Origin of the sequence: Streptococcus pluranimalium, from assembly GCF_047785745.1 — a bacterium.
Lineage (GTDB): Bacteria > Bacillota > Bacilli > Lactobacillales > Streptococcaceae > Streptococcus > Streptococcus pluranimalium_B.
On sequence record NZ_JBLOJT010000244.1, the window covers coordinates 1 to 531 of the forward strand.

Annotated in this window: 1 protein-coding gene; it reads right to left on the reverse strand. The window is 30.1% G+C overall.

Annotated features, from left to right (window positions below):
* Positions 1-336: 336 nt before the first annotated feature.
* Positions 337-531 (reverse strand): type II CAAX prenyl endopeptidase Rce1 family protein (locus ACMZ6U_RS10740; protein ID WP_416107682.1); only part of this gene is annotated, 195 nt, incomplete at its 5' end.

The window sequence follows — 531 nt, forward strand, 5'->3', positions numbered from 1 at the left end:
ATCAAATTGTCCTAATGTTTTTGTATTCATGATGAATACCTCCTTATTTTATGTTATGTGTCGCGACTACAAGTTCATTATAGCAGTTGTTTTAAAGAAAATTATCCAAAATCCTAAATTGTCGTTGAATTTTCCTAAATGGTAATAAATCAAATCATAGATTCATAAAATAATTCAAAATAGGTTTCGGCACTTCAATCATCAGTGGTTACCTCTATTTTAGCAACTAATCAAACATGGTTACATAGCTAATTAGGAAATAATATAGTCCATTTCTTAACATCTATTATCAAAAAAACATCCAAATTATTTCTAGCTTAGATGAAAATATCATATTTACTTAACCGCTATATTTATCAAATCAAAGTAAACAAAGCCGTTCCATAGTATATGAGCTAGTGTTGAGAAATAGATATTTTTGCTAAAACGATAGATTAAGGCATACAAAGCACCAGGAATAGCATATATCCAAAACGCCTGAAAATCACCAGCTGCTATTATGTGACTAGCAGCAAATGCGAACGCTGATAG